26 protein-coding genes are annotated in these 23,413 nt (G+C 49.2%); 8 read left to right on the forward strand and 18 right to left on the reverse strand.

Going from position 1 to position 23,413, the window contains the following annotated elements:
* Positions 1-5 precede the first annotated feature (5 nt).
* On the reverse strand, positions 6-911 hold the full coding sequence (locus FEK46_RS14725; RefSeq protein ID WP_130206447.1) for a LysR family transcriptional regulator: 906 nt from the start codon (positions 909-911) through the stop codon (positions 6-8).
* Between the two features lie 207 nt (positions 912-1,118).
* The gene (dsbG, locus tag FEK46_RS14730; RefSeq protein WP_135559950.1) at positions 1,119-1,865 is read right to left on the reverse strand and encodes a thiol:disulfide interchange protein DsbG; all 747 of its coding nucleotides are present in this window, start codon (positions 1,863-1,865) and stop codon (positions 1,119-1,121) included.
* A 372-nt stretch (positions 1,866-2,237) separates the two neighbouring features.
* Between dsbG and ahpC the strand changes: the two genes are divergently transcribed.
* Entirely contained in the window at positions 2,238-2,801 is a 564-nt protein-coding gene (ahpC, locus tag FEK46_RS14735; RefSeq protein ID WP_000052796.1) for an alkyl hydroperoxide reductase subunit C, read from the forward strand.
* On the opposite strand, the gene FEK46_RS23415 is transcribed toward ahpC, so the two are convergent.
* Entirely contained in the window at positions 2,798-2,974 is a 177-nt protein-coding gene (locus tag FEK46_RS23415) for a hypothetical protein (RefSeq protein ID WP_165383272.1), read from the reverse strand. The two genes, ahpC and FEK46_RS23415, sit on opposite strands and share 4 nt — an antisense overlap.
* Between FEK46_RS23415 and ahpF the strand changes: the two genes are divergently transcribed.
* Positions 2,973-4,538 (forward strand): alkyl hydroperoxide reductase subunit F, encoded by a 1,566-nt coding sequence (gene ahpF, locus FEK46_RS14740; protein WP_135559949.1) that lies wholly within the window; start codon positions 2,973-2,975, stop codon positions 4,536-4,538. The genes FEK46_RS23415 and ahpF overlap by 2 nt on opposite strands.
* A gap of 118 nt (positions 4,539-4,656) precedes the next feature.
* On the opposite strand, the gene uspG is transcribed toward ahpF, so the two are convergent.
* From uspG to citC, 10 genes are all read right to left on the reverse strand, one after another.
* Positions 4,657-5,085 (reverse strand): universal stress protein UspG, encoded by a 429-nt coding sequence (gene uspG / locus FEK46_RS14745; RefSeq protein WP_130206453.1) that lies wholly within the window; start codon positions 5,083-5,085, stop codon positions 4,657-4,659.
* A 354-nt stretch (positions 5,086-5,439) separates the two neighbouring features.
* Positions 5,440-5,850, reverse strand: a complete 411-nt coding sequence (rnk, locus tag FEK46_RS14750; protein ID WP_130206455.1) for a nucleoside diphosphate kinase regulator — start codon at positions 5,848-5,850, stop codon at positions 5,440-5,442.
* A 239-nt stretch (positions 5,851-6,089) separates the two neighbouring features.
* The gene (gene rna, locus FEK46_RS14755) at positions 6,090-6,896 is read right to left on the reverse strand and encodes a ribonuclease I (RefSeq protein ID WP_130206457.1); all 807 of its coding nucleotides are present in this window, start codon (positions 6,894-6,896) and stop codon (positions 6,090-6,092) included.
* A 113-nt stretch (positions 6,897-7,009) separates the two neighbouring features.
* Positions 7,010-8,473 (reverse strand): citrate/succinate antiporter CitT, encoded by a 1,464-nt coding sequence (gene citT / locus FEK46_RS14760; protein ID WP_135559948.1) that lies wholly within the window; start codon positions 8,471-8,473, stop codon positions 7,010-7,012.
* A 50-nt stretch (positions 8,474-8,523) separates the two neighbouring features.
* Positions 8,524-9,402: a triphosphoribosyl-dephospho-CoA synthase CitG gene (gene citG / locus FEK46_RS14765; RefSeq protein ID WP_135559947.1), complete on the reverse strand. Its 879-nt coding sequence runs from the start codon at positions 9,400-9,402 to the stop codon at positions 8,524-8,526.
* Positions 9,377-9,928, reverse strand: coding sequence for a citrate lyase holo-[acyl-carrier protein] synthase (citX, locus tag FEK46_RS14770; protein ID WP_000550408.1), 552 nt, complete (start codon positions 9,926-9,928; stop codon positions 9,377-9,379). The genes citG and citX overlap by 26 nt, the downstream gene beginning before the upstream one ends.
* A gap of 3 nt (positions 9,929-9,931) precedes the next feature.
* Complete coding sequence (gene citF / locus FEK46_RS14775; RefSeq protein ID WP_096987655.1) at positions 9,932-11,464, reverse strand: citrate lyase subunit alpha; 1,533 nt, start codon at positions 11,462-11,464, stop codon at positions 9,932-9,934.
* Between the two features lie 10 nt (positions 11,465-11,474).
* Positions 11,475-12,383, reverse strand: coding sequence for a citrate (pro-3S)-lyase subunit beta (gene citE, locus FEK46_RS14780; protein ID WP_000622357.1), 909 nt, complete (start codon positions 12,381-12,383; stop codon positions 11,475-11,477).
* Complete coding sequence (gene citD / locus FEK46_RS14785) at positions 12,380-12,676, reverse strand: citrate lyase acyl carrier protein (RefSeq protein WP_000700703.1); 297 nt, start codon at positions 12,674-12,676, stop codon at positions 12,380-12,382. Before citD ends, citE begins: the two co-directional genes overlap by 4 nt.
* Before the next feature lie 14 nt (positions 12,677-12,690).
* On the reverse strand, positions 12,691-13,749 hold the full coding sequence (citC, locus tag FEK46_RS14790) for a [citrate (pro-3S)-lyase] ligase (RefSeq protein WP_135559946.1): 1,059 nt from the start codon (positions 13,747-13,749) through the stop codon (positions 12,691-12,693).
* 378 nt (positions 13,750-14,127) lie between these two features.
* Between citC and dpiB the strand changes: the two genes are divergently transcribed.
* Complete coding sequence (gene dpiB / locus FEK46_RS14795) at positions 14,128-15,786, forward strand: sensor histidine kinase DpiB (protein ID WP_135559945.1); 1,659 nt, start codon at positions 14,128-14,130, stop codon at positions 15,784-15,786.
* Entirely contained in the window at positions 15,755-16,435 is a 681-nt protein-coding gene (dpiA, locus tag FEK46_RS14800; protein ID WP_130206469.1) for a two-component response regulator DpiA, read from the forward strand. Before dpiB ends, dpiA begins: the two co-directional genes overlap by 32 nt.
* Positions 16,436-16,473: 38 nt before the next feature.
* On the opposite strand, the gene dcuC is transcribed toward dpiA, so the two are convergent.
* Entirely contained in the window at positions 16,474-17,859 is a 1,386-nt protein-coding gene (dcuC, locus tag FEK46_RS14805; protein WP_130206471.1) for an anaerobic C4-dicarboxylate transporter DcuC, read from the reverse strand.
* Between the two features lie 561 nt (positions 17,860-18,420).
* On the opposite strand from dcuC, the gene pagP reads away from it, so the two are divergent.
* Entirely contained in the window at positions 18,421-18,981 is a 561-nt protein-coding gene (pagP, locus tag FEK46_RS14810) for a lipid IV(A) palmitoyltransferase PagP (protein WP_130206473.1), read from the forward strand.
* Between the two features lie 174 nt (positions 18,982-19,155).
* The gene (gene cspE / locus FEK46_RS14815) at positions 19,156-19,365 is read left to right on the forward strand and encodes a transcription antiterminator/RNA stability regulator CspE (protein WP_000034825.1); all 210 of its coding nucleotides are present in this window, start codon (positions 19,156-19,158) and stop codon (positions 19,363-19,365) included.
* A gap of 53 nt (positions 19,366-19,418) precedes the next feature.
* Here the strand turns inward: cspE and crcB are convergent, their stop codons facing one another.
* Positions 19,419-19,802, reverse strand: coding sequence for a fluoride efflux transporter CrcB (gene crcB, locus FEK46_RS14820; protein WP_130206475.1), 384 nt, complete (start codon positions 19,800-19,802; stop codon positions 19,419-19,421).
* A gap of 92 nt (positions 19,803-19,894) precedes the next feature.
* Here crcB and FEK46_RS14825 point away from each other — a divergent pair, with 92 nt between their 5' ends.
* Positions 19,895-20,683 (forward strand): deaminated glutathione amidase, encoded by a 789-nt coding sequence (locus FEK46_RS14825; RefSeq protein ID WP_130206477.1) that lies wholly within the window; start codon positions 19,895-19,897, stop codon positions 20,681-20,683.
* 128 nt (positions 20,684-20,811) lie between these two features.
* Positions 20,812-21,015 carry a twin-arginine translocase subunit TatE gene (gene tatE, locus FEK46_RS14830; protein ID WP_064528973.1) on the forward strand — a complete coding sequence of 68 codons (204 nt, stop codon included), beginning with the start codon at positions 20,812-20,814 and terminating at the stop codon, positions 21,013-21,015.
* Positions 21,016-21,114: 99 nt separating this feature from the next.
* Here the strand turns inward: tatE and lipA are convergent, their stop codons facing one another.
* From lipA to ybeD, 3 genes are all read right to left on the reverse strand, one after another.
* Positions 21,115-22,080 (reverse strand): lipoyl synthase, encoded by a 966-nt coding sequence (lipA, locus tag FEK46_RS14835; protein WP_000042625.1) that lies wholly within the window; start codon positions 22,078-22,080, stop codon positions 21,115-21,117.
* 301 nt (positions 22,081-22,381) lie between these two features.
* Positions 22,382-23,023, reverse strand: coding sequence for a lipoyl(octanoyl) transferase LipB (lipB, locus tag FEK46_RS14840; RefSeq protein ID WP_130206479.1), 642 nt, complete (start codon positions 23,021-23,023; stop codon positions 22,382-22,384).
* A 99-nt stretch (positions 23,024-23,122) separates the two neighbouring features.
* Positions 23,123-23,386: a DUF493 family protein YbeD gene (ybeD, locus tag FEK46_RS14845; RefSeq protein ID WP_130206481.1), complete on the reverse strand. Its 264-nt coding sequence runs from the start codon at positions 23,384-23,386 to the stop codon at positions 23,123-23,125.
* Between the last annotated feature and the right edge of the window lie 27 nt (positions 23,387-23,413).

A 23,413-nucleotide genomic window follows, 5' to 3' on the forward strand; every position in this document is an offset into this window, starting at 1 on the left:
GGTGTTCAGGATAAATTGTCATTTAAGCGATCAATAAATCGGGAGAATCCCAGATTGTTTAATGATGATTTGTTATAGGAGATATAAAGCGTATTAGAGGGTAGGTTTTGCTCTAGCTTTATTTGTTTTAATTGTAGGTTCTTTTGATTGCTGCGATATAACTCAACGGGAACAATGCCCAATAAATCGGTTACCGCAATAGTATTGATGATAGTAAACAGTGAAGAACTACGGAATGCTATTTTTCGGTTTGTCAGAAGCGCTTCTATTTCCATCTGAAAATCTTCAAGTCCAGATGCTTTTGATATCAGAAAAGTAAACTCTTCATCAAGAATTTCTTCGCGGCTGCTGTATTCCGTTATTCTCGGATGGGATGAACTACAGATAAGTGTATTGCGTATCGATTGAAAAGGTACACAGCTCACCGAGCGACTGATAACTGGCGTTAATGTGATGACCAGATCTGCTTTGCGATAAGCTAATAAATCTTCGGCACTTTCTGCTGACATCATAATGTCATGATGTTCAATTTCTACGGACGAATCTTGTCGGAGACATCCGATCAAAAGGCTACTGTTCGTTGAGGAAATAAGTTGCGGGCCGTAAATAATAAATTTTTTCTTTAGCTCAGATTTATTGACAATGTTGATGGTTTGTTCAAGATTTTTAAGGTTTTTCTCAAGATGATGATGCAAATTTAAACCCGTTGTTGTTGGTGCAATCCCTTTACCGGATCGAGTAAACAAGGGATCATTAAATTGCGCTCGTAGACGTTGTAAAGACTGGCTTACTGCAGAAGGTGTTATGTATAACGATTCAGCTGCCTTGCTAATACTGAGATGTTGATAGATGCACTCAAAAATGACAAGTAAGTTTAAATCAAATTTTTTTAGGTCGTAAAGATTAGCCATGATGTACTCCATTCATATACTTGTTTTCATGATATTCATCAAGTCAATGATATGGCTTTATGTATTTCAATATATTATGTTGTTTTGCTTAATCTATGATTAAGTTTTTCTAAACTAGCATAGTTGATATGCGTGAGGTGAGCAATACTTGCTATTATTTGGATAACTGAAAAGTGATATGTATTTCAGTTATCCATGAATTGAATGTTAATTATTCCCCATAATAATGTTTAAGGTCTTTTTATCTGGTAATCCAACAGCCTGCTGTAATGTTTTTTCTGGGCTCATGTAATAAATCGCAGGGGTGACATTTGCACCCAGTTCGTCCATCAACGCCTCGTTGGCACTGAGAATCTTCATCTGTTCAGGTGTAACGTTCCCGGAGAGGTTCAGCTTTAATTTGCCGCCAGATGCTTCATATTCTTGCCACGTTTTTGCCGGATCTTTAGACGCGAGGATTGCCGCTGCGGTGGCGGGGCTTTCTGGTTTTATCACGCCAACCAACAAAGTACGAATCTGTACTTTACCGGCATCAACCCACGGGCGTGCTTGTTGCCAGAATTGTTTGCAATATGGGCAGAAAGGATCGGCAAAAACATAAACCACGATCGGCGCGTCTTTTTTACCGTCAAGTAGCCAGTTTGATTGTTCCATACGCTGCCACATTTCGCGTCCGGCAGGCGCGTAAATCTCTTTTTCAATAAGAGCGTTACTGAGGTTTTCTCCCTTTTCGTTGTAAATATAGCCAGAGATGGCATGTTTACCGTCTGGCGTAAGGTAGATAGTGACCCCCATGTCCTGATATTTCCCCAGATAACCTTTCAGACCGCCTGGCGCATCGAACGATTTAATAATCGTAATCCCCTGTTTTTCAATCGCTTTTACGGGGGCGGGAAGCTCTTCGGCGTAAACGATTCCCGGTAGCAGGGTAAAAAAAATTATCTTTTTTAACATTAATTTGTCCTTTTCAGTCAGTGCAAAATTTGAGTAAAAGGCATAACCTATCACTGTCATAGGTAAGAGCTTAGAACAGGTGATTGCCCTTTGTTTATGAGGGTGTTGTAATCCCTCTCGGCATTGCGGTCGTCATCGCAACACCGCAGCCTGCTGAACAGGCGCTGAAGATACCAAAGGGTAGTTCAGGTTACGCGGCCACCTGGAAAGGAGGCCCATTTTACTTTTATCGCCGCTGGCGGTGCAAAGTTCACAAAGTTGTCTTACGAAGGTTGTAAGGTAAAACTTATCGATTTGATAATGGAAACGCATTAGCCGAATCGGCAAAAATTGGTTACCTTACATCTCATCGAAAACACGGAGGAAGTATAGATGTCCTTGATTAACACCAAAATTAAACCTTTTAAAAACCAGGCATTCAAAAACGGCGAATTCATCGAAATCACCGAGAAAGATACCGAAGGCCGCTGGAGCGTCTTCTTCTTCTACCCGGCTGACTTTACTTTCGTATGCCCGACCGAACTGGGCGACGTTGCAGACCATTACGAAGAACTGCAGAAACTGGGCGTAGACGTATACGCAGTATCTACCGATACTCACTTCACCCACAAAGCATGGCACAGCAGCTCTGAAACCATCGCGAAAATCAAATACGCGATGATCGGCGACCCGACTGGCGCCCTGACCCGTAACTTCGACAACATGCGTGAAGATGAAGGTCTGGCTGACCGTGCGACCTTCGTTGTTGACCCGCAGGGTATCATCCAGGCAATCGAAGTTACCGCTGAAGGCATTGGCCGTGACGCGTCTGACCTGCTGCGTAAAATCAAAGCTGCTCAGTATGTAGCTTCTCACCCAGGTGAAGTTTGCCCGGCTAAATGGAAAGAAGGTGAAGCAACTCTGGCTCCGTCTCTGGACCTGGTTGGTAAAATCTAAATTTCCTTCGTCTTTCGCGCTACCAACTCCGGCGCGAAATACTTCGGAAATTCACCTAATTCTTCGGGTGCTGCGGCACCCGATTTTCTTCCCCGCATCATGATGCAAGCTGCATCCAGGTAGCCGATGAAGGCCGCTTGCATGATGATGTTTAAAGCCCAGGAGATAAACATGCTCGACACAAATATGAAAACTCAACTCAAGGCTTACCTTGAGAAATTGACCAAGCCTGTTGAGTTGATTGCCACGCTGGATGACAGCGCTAAATCGGCAGAAATCAAGGAACTGTTGGCTGAAATCGCAGAACTGTCAGACAAAGTCACCTTTAAAGAAGATAACAGCTTGCCGGTGCGTAAGCCGTCTTTCCTGATCACCAACCCAGGTTCCAACCAGGGGCCGCGTTTTGCAGGCTCCCCGCTGGGTCATGAGTTCACCTCGCTGGTACTGGCGCTGCTGTGGACCGGTGGTCATCCGTCGAAAGAAGCGCAGTCTCTACTGGAGCAGATCCGCAACATTGACGGTGATTTTGAATTCGAAACTTATTATTCGCTCTCTTGCCACAACTGCCCGGACGTGGTGCAGGCGCTGAACCTGATGAGCGTACTGAACCCGCGCATCAAGCACACTGCAATTGACGGCGGCACCTTCCAGAACGAAATCACCGATCGCAACGTGATGGGCGTTCCGGCAGTGTTCGTAAACGGGAAAGAGTTTGGTCAGGGCCGCATGACTATTTCCGAAATCGTCGCCAAAATCGATACTGGCGCTGAAAAACGTGCGGCAGAAGAGCTGAACAAGCGTGACGCTTACGATGTGCTGATTGTCGGTTCTGGCCCGGCAGGGGCTGCGGCAGCAATTTACTCCGCACGTAAAGGCATCCGTACTGGTCTGATGGGCGAACGTTTTGGCGGTCAGATCCTCGATACTGTTGATATCGAAAACTACATCTCTGTGCCGAAAACCGAAGGCCAAAAACTGGCAGGCGCGCTGAAGGTTCACGTTGATGAATACGATGTTGATGTGATTGATAGCCAGAGCGCGAGCAAACTGATCCCGGCAGCGGTTGAAGGCGGCTTGCATCAGATTGAAACGGCTTCCGGCGCGGTACTGAAAGCTCGCAGCATTATCGTGGCGACCGGTGCAAAATGGCGCAACATGAACGTTCCGGGCGAAGATCAGTATCGCACCAAAGGCGTGACCTACTGCCCGCACTGCGACGGCCCACTGTTTAAAGGCAAACGCGTAGCGGTTATCGGCGGCGGTAACTCCGGTGTGGAAGCGGCAATCGACCTGGCAGGGATTGTTGAACACGTAACGCTGCTGGAATTTGCCCCAGAAATGAAAGCCGACCAGGTCCTGCAGGACAAACTGCGCAGCCTGAAAAACGTCGACATCATTCTGAATGCGCAAACCACGGAAGTGAAAGGCGACGGCAGCAAAGTCGTTGGTCTGGAATATCGTGATCGTGTCAGCGGCGATGTTCACAACATCGAACTGGCTGGTATTTTCGTCCAGATTGGTCTGCTGCCGAACACCAACTGGCTGGAAGGCGCAGTAGAACGTAATCGTATGGGTGAGATAATCATTGATGCGAAATGCGAAACCAACGTCAAAGGCGTGTTCGCTGCCGGTGACTGTACGACGGTTCCGTACAAGCAGATCATCATCGCTACTGGCGAAGGTGCTAAAGCCTCTCTGAGCGCTTTTGACTACTTGATTCGCACCAAAACTGCATAAGAAGAAGTAAGATTCACCTGCAATTGCTTAGCCGCCGGGGTCAAACCTGGAGGCTTTTTTTATAAAAAACGCCCTGCCGGGATTGCTCAGGGCAGGGCGTCATAAATGCGTTAATTTGTTAACGAACGACTAATACTGGCAGATTGGCGTGGCGGATCACGTTGGAAGCGTTGGAACCTAACAGATGGGTTGAAATCGATGGATTTCGCGAACCGATAACCACAACATCCGCATCCAGTTCTTTAGCTAACTCGTTCACTTCATCTCGCACGTTACCAAAACGGACATGTGGTTTGATACGGGATGGATCAATATTGAAATGGCCGACCATTGTCTGTAAGCGCTCTTCGGCTTCATGTTGCAAATGTTCTTCGAAACGACGCACATCAGCAGCAAAACGGTGCAGACTAAGGCTTGCGGCGCCCGGTAATACATGGAGTAAATGAATTACGCCATCATCCTGGGCGAGAAATTCAGCGTGACGAACGGCTTTGTCGCTCAATTCCATTTCAAATACGTCTACTGGCATAATGATTGTTTTGTACATAAGCATTCCCTCCTTGCTATTGCATGAACATATAACAGCATATTATTGATTATGATTCTATGATTTGCGAAGTTGATTTGATCTGGGATAGCAATTGATCTGGAAAATGGATTAAGTCAGCTACTACCAGCGTTGCTCAAGATATAGCACTGCCACAACAAGAATTGCTGCAATGAATATATAAAACGCAGTAATACCGAGAGCTTCGCTCATAGGGGGATCCGCTGGTGGATAACTTGTTCAGATTAGAACGCAGCGGTGAAGAGCAAAATGATAAATCTGGTTGATATTTGAGCGGAAAGAGGATGCAGAAGCATCCTCCGGGCAAAGCGAATAACGCTTGTGCAGATGGGATTAAAGCAGGTAGTCGCCAGCGGCTTCAGGCTGGTATTCGAGTTCCAGCACTTCAAGGTGGGTAGCAACGCCGCCCGGAAGTTCCCAGTGGATGGTATCGCCAACGCGCAACCCCAGCAGTGCGGCACCAACCGGAGCCATAACGGAAAGTTGAGTATTGCTGTCGGTCATTTTTGCCGGATACACCAGTGTACGCACACGGACTTCGCCATCGCTAAGATTGCGGAATTTAACCCGGCTGTTCATCGTCACCACATCGTGCGGCATCTCTTCTGGCGAACACATTTGGGCGCGATCCAACTCTGCGTTTAACGCGTCGGCGATTGGCAAACCGGCATAGGCAGGTTGCTCCAGCAGAATATCGATGCGTTCGGCATCCAGGTCGTTAATGATGATTGTTGGTCTGGACATTTTTACTCCATGTCGTCGGTACTGCGATTGTCGCAGATAAACATACCCAAAAGAAAACCCTCACCGTCAGGCGGCGAGGGTTTAGCTCATATGATGATACTGACTGTTGCTCACTCTTTGAAGTGATTTACATCACATTCAGGTAATTCCTTAATGCTGAGCGATTTGTATAAATCTTAATCGAAAAACAGCGTAAAGGATAAATTTTCGTGATGGATTAACTTCCGCTGCGCTGGATCTCAATAACCTGCTTTATCAATCACAAAGGCTTTGCCACAGTTGCCTGGGTGAGGTTGTGGCAAGAATGAGCTTGCCGAGAGCGGCGCATTGATGGCATCAGCTTTGATTGAAATCTGGATTTCAGTCAAATACGCCGGATTACCCTGGCACGTTAACTTGACCGCTTTGACGTTCTCTTTCCCCCAGTTTTTGGCAAAGGCGTCGTCAAAGTCACTGCGGCTCACGGTTTTACCGTAGTTATCAGCGAGGAATTTTCCGGCTGCGCTCTCTTTGATCTCTTGATTCAGACGTACCATCGTCCCGAAGTAAGCGTCCGGATCAAAACCAAAGCAGGCGCCGTGTTTCGCGTATTCATAACGTTCCAGACAGGAACGACCACCTGCGCCCGGCATAACTTCACTCAATTTAGCTGCTGTTTCCAGCGATAACCCTGTTTCCGGTGAAGAACACATCCGGCTGGCGCGAGCTTCCGGCAGGTTTGGGACTGGGCGAGTGGCGCAGCCGAAGCGCATCCAGCGGCGTTCATCAACGCCACGCGCAGCAACCGATTTAGGTAATCCTGGCCACAGACCATGTACGGTCAGAAAATCGGCCTTGTTGCTCGTTTCGGTTTGCAGTCGACACTCATCGCGTTCGTTACGATTTCGGTCGTGCTGACTCTGGCAAAACCCGGTTTGCCAGGAAAGAGCTAAAACGTAACGATCAAAATCGCCATACTGTTTTGCCTGTAATGCAGCGGCGTTGACAGAAGATAAGGGGAGCAGAGAAGCCGCCAGTAAAGCGGCGTTACGCCAGAATATTTTCATAGTGGGTGTGGAACTCATACATGCACTGAATACTATCTATTAAATCATAAAAAAGCCCGCCAGGTTGGCTAACCTGGCGGGCGCGGTGATTTATTCAGCGTTTGGCGAACGTATTAGTTCCACATGGCGAGAATCGGCCAGCCTACCAGAAGCAGCATGGCAATATAAATCCCCCCGAAGATAGCCCCAAGACGCCAGTAATCTTTTGATTTCACATAGCCGCAGCCGTAAATAATCACACCTGGGCCAGTAGCATATGGGGTCAGACAGCCCATGATACCGATAGACAGCACCAGCAGAATACACAGTTGTTCCATCGGTACGCCCGGAATACCTTTACCGACCGCCAGAATGACCGGCAGCATGGTTGCGGTGTGCGCTGACAGGCTGGCAAACAGGTAATGAGCAAAATAGAACACCAGCACGAGGACGATAACCGTCGCATTTGGCGAAAAACCTTCCAGATGCGTACTCATGGTGCTGGCGAACCAGTCGATAAATCCGGAACGAGTCAGGCCATTAGCCATGACGACCAGCGTTGCCAGGTTGACCAGCGTGTTCCATGCGCTGTTATAACGGGTAATGTCTTTCCACGGCACAACGTGCAGCGCCAGCATCAGCGAAACAGCCAGCAGGCCAACCGCAGTGGCATTAATCACTTCGCTGCCAAATACCCATAAACCTAAGCTGAGCAACACAAGGCCAATTAGCGTCCATTCTCTGCGTGTCAGACGCCCCATGGTTTTTAGTTCATCACCCGCCCAGGTTGCCACTTCTTCACTGTGTGTGATTTCCGGTTTGTACAGCACGTAGGAAAGCCACGGCGCAATGATAAGCAAGATAACCCCAACCGGCAGGAAGCAGAGGAACCACTGTAACCAGCTAATCTGGATACCGGCAATTTTGCTGACGAACTCCAGACCCAGCACGTTTGGTGCTGCACCAGTGACAAACATAGAGGAGCTAAGACTGGTACTAATGACCATCATCCACATCAAATAGCCGCCAATACGACGCGCGGACGGATCGTTCGGGAATGATTTAAATAGCGGCGGCAGGTTTTTAATGACCGGGAAAACCGTACCCCCGGTACGCGCGGTGTTGGACGGTGTAAACGGTGCCAGCAGAATGTCGATAATGACAATCGCATAACCCAACGTCAGCGTGCGTTTCCCCATGAATTTCACCAGGAAAAGGGCAATACGACGGCCTAATCCAGAAACTTCATATCCTAATGCAAAGATAAATGCGCCAAATACCAGCCAGACTGTGGTACTGGAAAAACCAGCCAGCCCCCATTTCAGCGCCTGTTTTTGCGCATTAAACGCTGGGTCAGCTAATTCTTTGGCGTCAAAGAGCAGGTAATTACTGCCAATCACGCAAATAGTAACCGCAATAAAACTGATCGCTGTTGCCGGGATTGGCTCGAGGATCATTCCGACAATCATTGCCACAAACACAGCGAAGTAATGCCATGCCTGCGGCGGCATACCGTCGGGGACAGGGATAAGAAACATGACACCCATCACCACCAGTGGGGCCAATAGTTTCCATATATTATCTTTTGCTAAAGACATACGGGTTCTCCGAAAATTAATATTTCCAAATTTATCAAGTGCTTAAATTATTAAATCTGTGCTAAAAACCAGGTAAGGATCAGCAGGTCGGCACTGCCGCCTGGACTGAGATTTCGTTCGATACACTCCCTGTCGAACTGCCGGAGATAATCGAGATCGGCGGGGGTTCGAATGCCCCCTTTTTGCAATAGTGTTTGCGCCTCGCGCTGTAGCCAGCGCAGGCCCCCCTCACCACCGCGCGATGCAACGTTGGTATCGCCGTTGGTAGCCATCAGTAGGAGCAAGGTATCGAGCAATGCCAGTTCAGGATCTAGCCCCTGATCCAGCAGAGTGAGGTAATGCGGTAGGGCGTGGTTGATCACCAGTGGATAACCTGCTTCGGCTTCACCGCGCGCGCCGGTAAGGCCAAGTTGCTGGTACAACCGTTGACCTGCGGTCAGTTGTTGATTATTGGTACGCAGTTCGCGCTCGGTCAGACCACGGCAGAAACTTGCCGCCGTCGAACAAACGGTTGTGGGCGTTACCGGCTGGTTGAGCTGAAGCAAACGGCCAATTGCTGCACATAGCAGCCCTAAAGAAAAAATGCTGCCTTTATGCGTGTTTACGCCCGCAGTGACGCGGAACATATCACCTTCGCAAGCCATACCAATTGGGCGTAATCCGTGGAGTACCGCTTCCGGTGCCATTTCTGCACTACAGGCACCAAATTCAATGAAACAGGGTAACCAGCCCTGGATCGCCAGTGCGCTACGGTGGAAATCTTCCAGCGCCATATCTTTGTGCGCACCGCAGTTAATGCGATCTACCAGGCCTGGTTTCGGTGACAGATTGACTTCAGTCAGCATGGCGCGCCAGCCCAGCAGGGCGTATTCATTGATTAATGACGCAGCAAGCTTTGTGGTTTTAGTTGACGTTGCAGGCATCGACATCGTTCAGCAGCGCCTCCATGCGGTTGAGTAAATCGGTCAGTTGGTGGGTTTTCCCGCGCGCGCAGACGGCTGCGCTTTGCTCGCATAGCAGGCAGCGGCGAGGCGGCAGCGAATAATCGCGGCGGGAGAGAATTTCGCCTTCGGGCGTCAGGACATCGATATCCCATAAACGCCCGAGAGGATGACTATGTTCAAGCTCAATCGTGGCGAGCTTGAGGTCGCGAGCTGGAGCGGCAATGCTCAACATGCCCTCCGGCCCGCTGGCGGAAACCAGTGCAGCCTGCTCCTGAATTTGCCAGCCCTGCTTTGCGGCTAAAGCGCGCAAGGCTGTCACGCCATGATTAAAAATTCGGCGTGTGACCTCGCTGTCTTTAATCGGACCCGGCGCAACCACGGTAAAGGAGACCAGTGGAACAGGATGGCGCTTGAGCCAGGCGTGTTGCCGTGCTTGCCTTTCATCCCGGCTGACGAGCAACTCGGGAATTGAAACCGCATGGTGGCTGGCGAGTTCAGGGAGCAGGTGCATGGCTTATTCCTTCACCTGATGCACAACGTCAATCACCGAGCCATCGCGGTAGCGCACGACGGCAACGACGCGGTCGGTGAATTCAATCGGCTGTGGTTCACCGGTCAGCAGACGCGCACGTTCGCGCAGCCACTCAATGGAAACCACTTTTATGCCTGCTTCCTGCAGACGTTCTGCCAGTTCCGGACGTGCCGGGTTAACAGCGATGCCGTGGTCGGTGACCAGAATATCGACGCTGGACCCTGGGGTAATGCAGGTCAGCACATTATCCACCAGAGTAGGGATACGACCGCGCACCAGCGGCGCAACTATGATGGAAAGCGCAGAGGCAATTGCGGTATCGCAGTGACCGCCGGAAGCGCCACGCAGCACACCGTCAGAGCCGGTCAGCACGTTAACGTTGAACTGGGTATCAATTTCCAGCGCGCTCAGTACCACCACGTCGAGACGATCAACCGATGCGCCTTTAGAGCCCCAGTTAGCGTACTGGTTGGCACTGATTTCGATGTGATTCGGGTTACGGGCCAGCGATTGCGCAGCGTGGCTGTCAAAGCTCTGCACATCCAGCAGTTTGCGGATCAGACCTTTTTCGTGCAGATCAACCATCGTTGCGGTAATGCCACCGAGGGCGAAGTCGGCGCGAATATCGCGGCTACGCATTTTGTCTTCCAGGAAACGGGTTACCGCAAGCGAAGCGCCGCCGGTGCCGGTCTGCATGGAGAAACCTTCTTTGAAGTAGCCAGAGTTGACAATCACATCCGCAGCGCTGCGGGCAATCAGCAGTTCGCGCGGGTTAGTGGTCATACGGGTTGCGCCAGCACCGATTTTCGCGGCATCGCCAACGCGATCAACTTTGACGATCAAATCAACCTGATCTTGCTCAATGCTTGCCGGATTATGCGGATAAGGCAGCAGTTCTTCGGTGAGCATCACGACCTGTTTTGCGTTGTCGGCATCAACCATTGCATAGCCGAGGGAGCCGCAGCAGGCTTTACCGGTGTAGCCGTTGGCATTACCGAATTCATCGCAGGACGGGACGCCGAGGAAAGCGACGTCGATGTTCAGTTCGCCGCTCTGTACCAGATGCACGCGACCGCCGTGGGAGTGGATTTGCACCGGTTCAGCCAGCAGGCCACGGGAGATTTCTTCTGCCAGCGGGCCGCGTAAGCCGGAGGTATAAATGCGAGTTACCACGCCCTGACGAATATGTTCTACCAGTGGCGCATGGCAATCACTCAGGGAACTGGATGCCAGGGTCAGGTTTTTAAAGCCCATCTTCGCGATGACGTCCATCACCATATTGACGGTCAGGTCACCACCACGAAAAGCATGGTGGAAGGAGACGGTCATACCATCTTGCAAACCAGAACGACGAATGGCTTCTTCCAGGTTGGCGCACAGTTTGCGATCGCGCGCTTTTTCAGCCTGATAGGTTTGTTTCGGCGAGTTCTGGAAAGCGGCAAGATCGCATTCAGCGTGACGATTCCAGGCTGCTACCCGTTCTTGTCGTTGAGATTGTTCAATTTTCTGCGTCATTTTGATTGCCTTATTCTTCGCGGATGCCGGAAAGTTCTGCACGGGAGAGCACCAGACGGGCGCGATCGATAACCGGACCGTCAACCATCTTGCCGTTCAGGGAAACGACGCCAAGGCCTTCGCGAGCGGCGGCTTCAGCGGCTTCTACGACGCGGCGTGCGTGATCCACTTCTTTCTGGGTTGGAGCGTAGAGGTTGTGCAGCAGATCAATCTGACGCGGGTTGATCAGCGATTTGCCGTCAAAGCCCAGTTGTTTGATGTGGGCGGCTTCTTGCAGGAATCCAGCTTCGTTGTTGGCGTCGGAATAGACGGTATCGAACGCCTGAATACCCGCAGAACGTGCGGCCTGCAAAATAGAGCAGCGAGCGAACAGCAGTTCAGTTCCTTCCGGAGAGCGTTCTGTACGCAGGTTGCGCACGTAGTCTTCTGCACCGAGGGCGATACCGATCAAACGCTCGGAAGCATGAGCGATTTCCACCGCGCGGGTAATGCCCAGCGGAGATTCAATCGCCGCCAGCAGCCCAGTGCTGCCTGGTTCGCGACCACAGGCTTTTTCAATACGCAGGATCTCTTTTTCGATATCCAGAACGTCCTGAGCGGTATCGGTTTTCGGCAGACGCACAACGTCTGCGCCACCGCGAACGACGGCTTCCAGGTCGTTAACGCCCCATTCAGAATCCAGTGCGTTAACACGTACGATGGTTTCAATATCGCGATACAGCGGATGTTGCAGCGCGTGGTAGACCATGCGACGTGCGGTGTCTTTTTCACGCAGCGCCACGGAGTCTTCGAGGTCGAACATCAGAGCATCAGCCGGGTAGATGAAGGAGTTGCTGACCATCGCGGCATTGGCGCCAGGCACAAACAGCATGCTGCGGCGGGTGCGAGTTTTACGTTGTTGCAGCGAAGCGGAAATCATTGGCAATCCTCCCATGGCAGCGCCGGGATACCGCTGGCGCGTGCCAGCAAGGCTTCCAGTCGTGCACGTAAAATGCAGTCCAGTGCGCCTTTGTCATCGACATTCAGCTGTACGCCGCGCACGTTATAGCGGGCGAGAACGTCCAGAATGGTGGTGCGAATCGCATCGCCAAACTGTTTCTCAACGCTGCTGTTGATTTGCAGGTCGATATCCTGCGTATCGAGTGGGGCGATGCGTATCATCACATCCCCAGACTCAAGGGTGCCTGCAACGGCGGGCTGGTTTATTTTCATTTTTCACCTGTTTCTTATGCGGGGGTCTTTTGACGAACTGCCGCGTCCTGGCGGGCGTGTTCAAGCAGATTCTGCAAGTAATGCAGAGTGGGTGCCGGGACCAGTGGCGCGATAGCCGTGAGATCGTTTTTCACCAGCAGTTGACGTACCCGGGAAGCGGATATCGGCAGTTCCTGGTAACGCAGTCGCTCAATTTCAACCAGTTCGATGGGCGGTGCGGAGATGGTCGGTGTTTCCAGCCAGTAGCGCATATCCTGGTTGTACTGAGCGGTCACGCGACAAATGGGTTCAGTACCAACAAAGCGGTGAGTAACGCCCAGCGCGGGCGCGAGGTACTGACGGAAAATTTTCAGGTCAATTTCGGTGTAACAATGGTTGATGACGATCTGTTCTTTAATGAAGTAGCAGGGGAACGTGGCACGGGAGATGATGTACTCGGAGCCGCGATGCACGGTCAGGCGCGGAATATCGGCGGTGCCTTTTAACACCAGATCTAACCGGTCGTCATAGGGAAAGCGTGAAGAGTCTTCTTTGACTAAAAACAGATGCAGCCAGTCGCACTGTGCCGCAGCTTGTTGAAGCAGATAACGGTGGCCGTTAGTAAAGGGATTGGCGTTCATGACGATACAGCCAATCTTCTTCCCTTCATGACGGAATTTCTTCAGCGATTCGGCATAGCGTTTCAGACGTGTGGCGCTATTTTCCATCAACACCATCACGCCAGGTACGCAGGTTAACGTATAGAAACCGCACTGACGGAACAGCGTCTCGTATTCGGTTTTGGTATAAATAAACAGATGCGTGCTGTGCCGTTCATAGGCGAGGTTTATCAGTTCGGTGGCTAATGTCAGCGCCAGTCCTTCACCACGAACTGATTCACTAATAGCGACGCACTTAATGATATTTCCGGCAATTCCGCCGCAGGCAATAAGGCGGTCGTTACGGGTTACGGTAATAAATACTTCGACCGTGGTGTCAACACTCAAATCATTTTCATGCAGAAAGTGGGTAATTTCCGCCATCTTTTTATTTTCTGAACGTTTTACCCGGGTGAAAATATCATTGCCGAACATAATAAATAGTATCCTGAAGGTGCATGTTGTTATCGATTTGCAACAAATGTTGTTCGATGTAGCAAATTGATAACCTTTTATTTTCAGTTGAGAGAAAGGGTTGTGAGTGAGGTATTTCTGTTTCTCCTTTCGCCATACATCCTAAGGAGTATTGCATCGTGAAATTTTGATTTATTTCACATAGAGTTAGTGGTTTTTTATTTATTTAATGGTTTTAAGTTTTTTAATTAATGTAATTACGAATTGACCCGTAGGTTTAATTGATTTAATTGATTTAATGAATGAAATTTGTCACGATCATATTTGATATTTATAAATCGAGATTCAACATTTTAATTACATCCGCCAAAAAACAGGGCTTACCCCGCAAGGAAAACAATGTTGCAGTTTAATGAGAATAAACAGTTTGCTTTTTTCCAACGACTGGCGTTCCCGTTGCGTATTTTTTTGCTGATTTTGGTGTTCTCGATATTTGTCATCGCTGCGTTGGCGCAATATTTTACGGCCAGCTTTGAGGACTATTTAACGCTTCATGTTCGTGACATGGCAATGAATCAGGCGAAAATTATTGCCTCCAATGACAGTATCATCACCGCAGTGAAAATGCGTGACTACAAACGGCTGGCGACTATCGCCAACAAATTGCAAAGAGACACCGACTTCGATTATGTGGTGATTGGTGACCGGGATTCGATCCGCCTTTACCATCCTAATCCGGAAAAGATTGGTTACCCCATGCAGTTTACCAAACCGGGAGCGCTGGAAAGAGGGGAGAGTTACTTCATCACCGGCAAAGGGTCGATAGGTATGGCAATGCGCGCCAAAACGCCGATCTTTGATGACGATGGCAAAGTCATTGGCGTGGTGTCGGTGGGGTATCTGGTAAGCAAAATCGATAGCTGGCGGGCAGAGTTTTTATTACCGATGGTGGGCGTGTTTGTCGTGCTGTTAGGCATTCTGATGCTGCTGTCGTGGTTCTTAGCTGCGCATATCCGCCGCCAGATGATGGGGATGGAACCAAAGCAGATTGCGCGCGTGGTCCGCCAGCAAGAGGCGCTTTTTAGTTCGGTTTATGAAGGGCTGATTGCGGTGGACCCGTATGGGCATATTACTGCCATCAACCGCAACGCAAGAAAAATGTTGGGGCTGAGTTCCCCCGGACGGCAGTGGCTGGGCAGACCTATTGCAGAGGTTGTCAGACCGGCTGATTTTTTTACCGAACAAATTGATGAAAAACGTCAGGATGTGGTGGCGAATTTTAATGGTCTGAGCGTTATTGCTAACCGCGAAGCTATTCGTTCTGGTGATGATTTGCTAGGTGCAATTATTAGTTTTCGTAGTAAAGATGAAATATCTACCCTTAATGCGCAACTGACGCAAATTAAACAATATGTTGAAAGCCTGCGCACACTACGTCATGAACATCTCAATTGGATGTCTACGCTCAATGGTCTGTTGCAGATGAAAGAGTATGATCGTGTGCTGGCGATGGTTCAGGGGGAGTCCCAGGCTCAGCAGCAACTTATTGATAGTCTGCGTGAAGCATTTGCCGACCGCCAGGTGGCGGGGCTTCTTTTTGGTAAAGTGCAGCGCGCCCGGGAGCTGGGGCTAAAAATGACGATTGTTCCAGGCAGCCAACTTTCACAACTGCCGCAAGGGCTGGACAGCACTGAATTTGCGGCGATAGTGGGCAACTTACTCGATAATGCCTTCGAAGCCAGTCTGCATAGTGATAAAGGGAATAAGACCGTCGAATTATACCTGAGCGATGAAGGCGACGACGTGGTAATCGAAGTGGCCGATCAAGGCTGCGGCATTCCAGAGTCTCTTCGCGACAAAATATTTGAGCAGGACGTCAGTACGCGTGCTGATGAACCCGGTGAGCATGGCATTGGGTTGTATCTTATTGCCAGCTATGTAACGCGCTGCGGTGGAGTTATCACTCTCGAAGAGAATGATCCCTGCGGTACTTTATTTTCAATCTATATTCCGAAAGTGAAACCTGATGACAGCTCCATTAACCCTATTGATCGTTGAGGACGAAACGCCGTTGGCAGAAATGCATGCGGAATATATTCGTCACATTCCCGGCTTCAGTCAGATATTGCTGGCGGGAAACCTGGCGCAGGCCCGAATGATGATCGAGCGTTTTAAGCCGGGGCTTATCTTGCTGGATAACTATCTCCCTGATGGTAGAGGCATTAATTTGTTGCATGAGTTGGTGCAGACGCATTACCCCGGCGATGTGGTGTTTACCACTGCCGCCAGCGATATGGAAACGGTATCTGAGGCTGTGCGCTGCGGTGTGTTTGATTATTTAATCAAGCCAATCGCTTATGAGCGTCTGGGGCAGACATTAACTCGTTATCGCCAGCGTAGACACATGCTGGAAAGCATTGATAGCGCCAGTCAGAAGCAAATTGATGAGATGTTCAACGCTTACGCTCGCGGTGAACCAAAGGATGAGCTGCCAACTGGCATTGACGCGTTGACGCTAAACGCAGTGAGAAAACTGTTCAAGGAGCCTGGTGTGCAACATACGGCTGAGACAGTAGCGCAGGCTTTGACCATAAGCCGCACCACCGCGAGACGTTATCTTGAATATTGCGCCAGCCGACATCTGATCATCGCCGAGATTGTTCACGGCAAAGTCGGTCGGCCGCAGCGCATTTACCACAGCGGATGAAGAGAGTGCCGGAGGACGCGCTCCTCCGGCCTGGGAAATTACTTACCAGCAACCGCGGCGGTAGTACCGGGCACCATCAACTCTGTTGCCACAATGACAATCACCAGCCCAACAAGCACCGGCACCGAGGTGCGTTTAACCACTTCAAAAGGTGATATTTTAGCCATCCCGGCAACGGCAACCACCACGCCAGAGACTGGCGAAAGCGTGCGCCCCAGGTTTGACGCCTGCAGCATCGGGATTGTCAGGTACGCCGGGTTAATGCCGGAAGAGTGTGCCAGTTTCGGGATCATCTCAACAAAGGCGTAGAAAGGCGCATTGCCGGAACCCGTGGTGACTGCTGCCAGCATTGTCAGGATAACCAGCACCAGCATCAGGATTATGCTCGCCGAACCGAACGAGGTGGCGATTGAGATCAGGCTCTGGATAAAGCCGATGGTGCTAAGGCCCTGAGCGAAAACCCCTGCGGCAACTAATAACATTACTACGTTAGCGAAGGCATCAGCCATGCCGCGGTAAGCCACCTCGAGGCCCGAAAAGACTTTTTGCGTATTAAAGCCGCGAAGAAATTCCAGAACAGAGGCAATCAGCATACAGATCACCAGAATGGTGATGATGTGCAATTGCGGACCCCATTTACCGTCAAAAAATAGCACGCCAATGATCGGTGTAAACGGCAGAATGGCGTAAAACGCAGGCGCGGTGGTTGTGATTTCGCTGACATCTAACATTTCATGAGAGATGTGCTCTTTTTTGTCCAGATAACGCTGCCAGAAAAAGTGGGCAATCGCCATGCCGATAATCGCGGCAATTGAGATAGGAAGTGTTGTTTTGAAGGCGAAATCAATCAGCGGCATTTCAGAAGCCTGTGCTGCCAGCACCACATCACCAGATGTTGGTGCGAGAATAATTGCTGCAGGTGAGGCACAAATGGCAGCTGCCGCGCCGCGACTGATACCAACGTTCACCATCACCGGGAACAACGTTGCCATCAGTAAAACGCCAAGACCGGTTGCGGAAGAGACTGCCAGTGACATCAGACAGGCGACAAAGTAGGCGGCAATCATCAGCAGGTAAGGGGAGTTAATGTACTGCAGCGGTTTTGATGCCAGTTTGACAACCATATCGTTCGCGCCAATGTGGGTCATATAAGCGGCAAAGCCACACAGCATCATGATCATCATGCCGAGATCGCCGCCACGGCTCATCAGTAATATTTTAATGTATTCAACGATATCTGTGGCGCTGTAGCCAGTGGAAGTCTGGCTGGAAGGTAAAACTTTGTGTCCCATTATAGCGCTGATGATCAGCAGTAGCAGGCCGCCAACAAATAGCACCCCAGTGGCGGAATACCCTTTAATGATGTAGCGAGCTACACCCACAATAACGACAACCCCAATAAGGAGTTCAATAAATGTCTGCATATTCTTTCCTGTCTCCAGAATCTACAATAAATAATAAAAAAATCCTAAAATAAGAAAAAAATATGCCGAATAAATTGACATCAGGTGCTGATTGAAATCAAGAAAGCTGTCATTAAGACATTGATGTTGCTGTTTTTATACCTGGATAACAAAATTTATTTTAGGGGGAGTAAATACAACATAATGATGTTTATAAACTGATGAATAATTGATGCAATTTTGTTAATTGTTTTATGGTATTTTGTACGTCCAAAAAATAATTTTGTATGCGTATCATGTGGCAATGCAAACAATGATTTTATTGATGGCTTTATTGTATCTAATTGAAAAATAAGTGAATGATAAATGTTTTTATGGGTGTAACTTTTATTTGTATGAGTTGTTCTTTAGCTGAAAATATTTCTTAGTCTCCGGAGTAATCTGATGGTTTTATTAGTAAATTTCATGAAATAAATTTTTCAGGCGCTCGGATTATTCTTTATGTTTGCCTTGTTAAGGTTGTATTTATTTTTCTTTGGCTATGCTGGTAATATATTTTTGATAAGTTTTCTGTGGTTGCTAATGGGCGCTAGTAAATGTGTTACCGTATTTTCCTTTACTTTTATTCAGTTAATCAGCATTGAAGAAGTTTCTGCTAGTGCAGAGCAATGGATTGCGACATTTAAAGATAATGTCGCAGAAACCTGGCAGCGGCCAGAACATTATGATCTGTATATTCCCGCCATTACCTGGCATGCACGTTTCGCTTATGACAAAGAAAAAACCGATCGCTATAACGAAAGACCGTGGGGTGGCGGTTTTGGTCAGTCACGTTGGGATGAGAAAGGCAACTGGCACGGTTTGTACGCGATGGCGTTTAAGGATTCGTGGAATAAATGGGAGCCCATTGCCGGATACGGTTGGGAAAGTACCTGGCGACCGCTTGCCGATGAAAACTTTCATGTCGGTCTGGGATTCACCGCTGGTGTGACGGCGCGTGATAACTGGAACTACATACCTGTTCCGCTGATACTGCCATTGGCTTCTGTGGGCTATGGCCCTGCAACTTTTCAGATGACCTATATCCCTGGCACTTACAACAATGGCAATGTTTACTTTGCCTGGATACGGTTTCAGTTTTAGACAAGTCACGTTTTAATAAAATCCTTAAAAATCAGCATGTAATGAAATTAACATCAAAAATAACGCGACTTTTATCACTTTTTAGTAAAGTTGCACTGGACAAAGCGTACCACAATTGGTGTACTGGTAACCGACACAGCATTTGTGTCTATTTTTCATGTAAAGGTAATTTTGATGTCTAAGATTAAAGGTAACGTTAAGTGGTTTAATGAGTCCAAAGGATTCGGTTTCATTACTCCGGAAGACGGCAGCAAAGATGTGTTCGTACACTTCTCTGCAATCCAGACTAATGGTTTTAAAACTCTTGCTGAAGGTCAGCGCGTAGAGTTCGAAATCACTAACGGTGCCAAAGGCCCTTCTGCTGCAAACGTAATCGCTCTGTAAGATACGTCAGCAAGAATTCAAAACCCGCTTATTCAGCGGGTTTTTTTTGGTCTTCAGTGTGCGGTTGATGCTGAAAATAGCCAAAAAGCCAGTGCGGTCATGGCAAAGGAACCTAACAGGTTAACGAAGACGTTCAGTAGCGCCCAGCCAAAACGCCCCTCCTGCAATAAAAACACCACTTCTGCCGAAAATGTTGAGAAGGTCGTTAGCCCGCCACAAAAACCAGTGGTGATTAATACTTTCCACACCGGATCGATATTAGTCATGCGGCTAAACCAGGCAAACCCCATTCCTATGATAAATGCCCCAATCAGGTTTGCTGCCAGAGTTCCGAGTGGAATAGCCTGGTGCAGTGGGTTAAACCGCATACTTAACATCCATCTCGCCACGCTTCCCGTACCACCACCAATAAAAACTGCTAAAAGGAGTTGTAACACAGCTAAATCCTGCTATTTGATTTGTATGAGTGATAAGTTTAACGCCGAATATTCGTCGTTGGCGAATTTTACAACTCTGACAGGAGGTGGCAATGCTGGTTGCCGCAGGACAATTTGCTGTTACATCAATATGGGAAAAGAACGCTGAGATTTGCGCTTCGTTAATGGCACAGGCGGCGGAAAACGACGTATCGCTGTTTGTCCTGCCGGAAGCGCTTCTGGCGCGCGACGATCTTGACCCGAATTTGTCAGTTAAATCGGCACAGTTGCTGGAAGGGGAATTCCTCGGACGTTTACTGCGGGAAAGTAAACGTAACATGATGACGACGATTCTGACGATTCATGTTCCCTCAACCCCTGGGCGCGCGTGGAATATGCTGGTGGCGCTGCAGGCGGGGAAAATTGTCGCCCATTATGCCAAATTGCATCTCTATGATGCGTTTGCCATTCAGGAATCGCGCCATGTGGATGCAGGTGATGAAATAGCCCCTTTACTGGAGGTTGAAGGCATGAAAGTGGGGCTGATGACCTGCTATGATTTACGTTTTCCAGAGTTGGCATTAGCCCTGGCATTACAGGGCGCGGAAATCCTGATCCTGCCAGCGGCTTGGGTTCGCGGGCCACTCAAAGAGCACCACTGGTCAACCTTGCTAGCCGCTCGTGCTCTGGATACCACCTGTTATATGGTGGCAGCGGGGGAGTGCGGGAACAAAAATATCGGGCAAAGCCGGATTATAGATCCCTTTGGCATCACCATTGCGGCAGCGGCAGAAATGCCTGCGCTCATTATGGCGGAAGTGACGCCCGAACGTGTGCGTCAGGTGCGCGCGCAACTTCCCGTCTTAAACAACCGTCGCTTTGCGCCGCCGCAATTATTATGATGTTTTTTTACTCGGCGCTTGATTCACCTTGTTACAGATTGCTATTGTGTGCGCGCGTCGAATGACCGTTAATATTCTCTGGTTTTTAAGGCGCGTTCTGTTGCCAGTTTTATGTCAAGAAGGTATCTATGGGTGAGATTAGTATTACCAAACTGCTGGTAGTTGCGGCGCTGGTCGTTCTGCTGTTTGGGACTAAGAAGTTACGTACGCTGGGCGGAGACCTGGGAGCGGCCATTAAAGGGTTCAAGAAAGCGATGAATGATGATGACGCTGCGGCTAAAAAAGGCGCAGACGTTGATATTCAGGCTGAAAAGCTCTCTCATAAAGAGTGACGTGGCGAGCAGGACGCTCCCTCAATATCTTGTTCGATAAAAAAACCCGCTTCAGATAGCGGGTTTTTTATCAGACAGATGTAAGCAATTATTACACGATTACTTAACTTCCATCCCTTTTGCCTGCAAGTCGGCGTGATACGAAGAGCGGACAAACGGACCGCATGCAGCATGGGTAAAGCCCATCGCCAGCGCTTCGGCCTTCATTTCATCAAACTCATCCGGGCTAACGTAGCGTTGTACCGGCAGGTGATGGCGGCTTGGCTGCAGATATTGCCCCAGTGTCAACATGGTTACACCATGGCGGCGCAGATCGCGCATGACTTCAATAATCTCTTCATTGGTTTCACCCAGTCCCACCATCAAACCGGATTTGGTCGGGATCTCCGGATGCGCTTCTTTAAAGCGTTCCAATAGTTTTAGCGACCAGTTGTAATCTGCGCCCGGGCGTACCTGACGGTAAATACGTGGTACGTTTTCCAGGTTGTGGTTGAACACATCTGGCGGCGTGGCGGTCAGAATATCCAGCGCACGATCCATACGACCACGGAAATCCGGCACCAGAGTTTCAATTTTGATTTCCGGGCTTTTTTCCCGGATGGCAGTAATGCAATCCGCAAAGTGCTGGGCTCCGCCATCGCGCAGGTCATCGCGGTCAACGGAGGTGATAACCACATAACGCAGCGCCATATCAGCAATGGTCTGCGCCAGTTTTACCGGCTCGTTGGCATCCGGGGCGACCGGGCGACCGTGGGCAACGTCACAGAACGGACAACGGCGGGTACAAATGGCGCCGAGGATCATAAACGTTGCTGTGCCGTGGTTGAAGCATTCTGCCAGGTTAGGGCAGGAGGCTTCCTCACAGACAGAATGCAGGCCATTTTTGCGCATTGCGGCTTTGATGCCCTGGATACGTGTAGAGTCCGCGGGAAGCTTGATTTTCATCCATTCCGGCTTGCGCAGCAGGGCTTCGCGCTCTGTTGCCACGTTTTTAACCGGGATAAGGGCCATCTTATCGGCATCGCGGTATTTAACACCGCGTTCCATCACAATGGGTTTACTCATAGCGTGCGTGTTCCAGTTGCGAATTACGAAGGAAAGCGTTTCAATTCAATAGATTGTTGTAATTATCAACTATTTTTGAATTAACGACTGGCAGTATATCATTGAAACGGCCCAGAAAGCAGCCAAAGCGGTCGCGAAAATGTAAAATTGTTGTTGGTTTGTGCCATTTTATCGTTCGGCGCTGTGAACTCTATGTAACGATACTTTTTCAAAACACATTCGATAGCATCAGTTCCCGCGAAGTATTGGAACACGCTGACTACAATGACCCAATATGATTTGGGTCATTTATGAGGGGGAATTAAGCAGGGATATATTCTACGTCAGGATTTTTGAGTAGCGCTAAAATATTTGCCAGTAAGCGTGGTGCAATATTATCGGTGGTCGCATCAGGTTTCCATTGCGATATTTTTGCCATTTCCATCCCGGCATAACCACAAGGGTTGATACGTAAAAATGGCGAAAGATCCATATTGACGTTTAATGCCAGACCGTGGAATGAACAGCCGCGGCGAATACGCAATCCGAGCGAACAAATTTTCTTTTCCCCAACGTAGACACCTGGAGCATCAGCCCGAGGGTGCGCTTCAATATCCAGCTCGGCCAGGGTATTCACTACCGTTTGTTCGAGCAAGGTCACCAGTTCACGCACGCCCAACTTCCTGCGTTTGAGGTTAAGCAATACATACATCACCTGTTGCCCCGGCCCGTGATAAGTTACCTGGCCGCCGCGATCGCTCTGGATCACCGGAATATCACCCGGCATTAAAATATGTTCCGCTTTACCTGCTTGTCCCTGGGTGAATACAGGATGGTGTTCAACCAACCAGATTTCATCAAGGGTATTTTCATCACGGGTATCGGTGAATTCATGCATAGCCTGAGAAATAGGCTCGTAAGGCTGAAGGCCGAGCTGGCGGACAAGAATTTTATCCTGATACAAAACGGCATCTCCGTGGAGAATGAGTAAAAGTGGGGAAAATTATATCACAGCGAGGGGAGGGGAGTTACCCGACCAGAGGCCGGGTAACGGAGAAGCGAATTACAGAACCATACGGACGATATCGATTTTGCCCAGTTCTTCGTACAGAGTTTCAACCTGCTCGATATGAGTGGCGTTGATAGTGATAGATACCGAGTGGTAGTTGCCTTTGCTGCTTGGTTTTACCGTTGGGTTGTAGTCACCTGGCGCATGGCGCTGTACCACTTCAACCACCTGATCAACCAGCTCAGGTAACGCCTGCCCCATTACTTTGTAGGTAAAAGGAGTAGGGAATTCAAGCAGTTCGTTAAGTTTGGTTTTCATGTCAGCTCCGGCGTAACGTAATTAAAT

Origin of the sequence: Escherichia sp. E4736 (assembly GCF_005781225.1) — a bacterium.
Taxonomy (GTDB): domain Bacteria; phylum Pseudomonadota; class Gammaproteobacteria; order Enterobacterales; family Enterobacteriaceae; genus Escherichia.